The following is a 1,659-nucleotide window of genomic DNA, read 5'->3' as shown; positions in this document are numbered from 1 at the left end:
GCTGGCCGCCCGCCGGGAGGGGGCGGCCCTCCCGGCGGGCGGCCAGCTGGGCCAGCGAGAAGCGGCCGTCCTCCAGGGCCTGGGTGACGCCCCGGACGTCGTCAGGGCGCGTCGCCCGCGCCATCGCCGACTTCGCCGTGTCGTACGCGTCGAGCGCGCGCTCATAGTCGGCCCGCATCGCGTCGTCCGCCCCTTTTTCCGCCGGGTGGAAGTCGAGGCGGTCGAGTTCCTCGCCGAAGGCCGTGATGTCCTCGTCCACGACGACGCGCAGCCGGTCCAGGGCGGCGCGCTGTTCCTCCGCCTTGCGGCGCCTGGTGCGGCGTACCAGGACGTACGCGCCCGCGCCGGCCGCCGCGAGGACTCCGCCCGCCGTGACCAGCGCGGTCGTCGAGACGCCGGTGCCGTCCGGGGAACCCCAGGTCGCGGGGGCCCTGCCGGTCATGTTCGTGAGGGCGCGGGTCGTGAAGTCGGTGAGCTGGGTGCCGGTCTCGGTCGTCGCGCGCACGCTCTGTACGAGGTTGGCGACCGCCGGTCCCGGCAGGACCCGGGCGTCTGCTCTGGCGTCGAACCTCGTGCCCAGGCGGATCGCGTACAAACCCGTGATCCCGGTGGCCGTACGGAGGTTCTGGAACAGGGACGCGGTCGGATAACCGGCCGGCAGCACCGCGACGAACAGGGGCTTGCCCGCGTCCTCGATCCGGTCCGCCAGAGCCCGTTCGTCCTGCTCGGAGAGCTGGCCGCGGGCCGCCGGGTCCACATACACCGGGCTCTGCCGCAGCGCCGTCGCGATCGTCGTCAGGCTCGTGGCCGTCGTCGCCGTACGGGCGGGCGGGGCGGTCGCCGGCAGGATGATCAGCACCGCCAGGGCCAGCCCGAGCAGGATGGCGCCTTTGACCTTCATAGGACCGACGCTACGGCGTGTCGCCCGGGGCGGCACGTCGGTGCGCCTGCGGGCCCCCGGCACGCGGAATGTGGTGTCCGTGGTCCGAGGGGTCCGGCGGTACGGCAGGGGTGTCGCCGTCGGCCGGGAGGTGTACGGAGTTACTCCGCCGGGGCGACGGCCGCGCGGAGGAGGCCGTAGGTGTAGGCGTCCTCCAGGGCCTGCCAGGAGGCGGCGATGACGTTTTCCGCGACGCCTACCGTCTGCCATTCGCCGGAGCCGTCCGTGGTGGAGATGAGGACGCGGGTCGTGGACTGGGTGCCGTGGACGCCTTCCAGGATGCGGACCTTGTAGTCGACGAGGTCCAGCTTGGCGAGCTGGGGGTAGATCTTCTCCAGGGCCACGCGCAGGGCCCGGTCCAGGGCGTTGACCGGGCCGTTGCCCTCCGCCGTGGCGACGATGCGCTCGCCCTTGGCCCAGAGTTTGACCGTGGCCTCGTTCGCGTGGGTGCCGTCGGGGCGGTCCTCGACGATCGCCCGCCAGGACTCGACCTCGAAGTAGCGCAGGGGGCTGCCCTTGACCTCGGCGCGCAGGAGGAGTTCGAAGCTGGCGTCGGCCGCTTCGTACGTGTAGCCCGCCAGCTCGCGTTCCTTGACGCGGGCCACCACCCGGCCGACCAGTTCGCGGTCGCCGCCGAGGTCGATGCCGAGTTCCTTGCCCTTCAGCTCCACGGAGGCGCGGCCCGCCATGTCCGAGACCAGCATGCGCATGCTGTTGCC

General features: G+C 72.8%; 2 protein-coding genes. Both read right to left on the bottom strand.

What is annotated here, in order from left to right; all coding sequences use genetic code 11:
• On the bottom strand, positions 1-901 hold a 901-nt coding region (locus tag AOK24_RS49960), incomplete at its 3' end, for a hypothetical protein (RefSeq protein WP_055724662.1).
• Between the two features lie 140 nt (positions 902-1,041).
• A partial coding sequence (locus tag AOK24_RS38970) for an alpha-isopropylmalate synthase regulatory domain-containing protein (protein ID WP_276206888.1) occupies positions 1,042-1,659 on the bottom strand: 618 nt, incomplete at its 5' end.

Source organism: Streptomyces niveiscabiei (genome assembly GCF_001419795.1).
Classification (GTDB): domain Bacteria; phylum Actinomycetota; class Actinomycetes; order Streptomycetales; family Streptomycetaceae; genus Streptomyces; species Streptomyces niveiscabiei.
The sequence above is the reverse complement of the archived record's forward strand: the minus strand, read 5'-3'. Positions and strand labels throughout refer to the sequence as shown.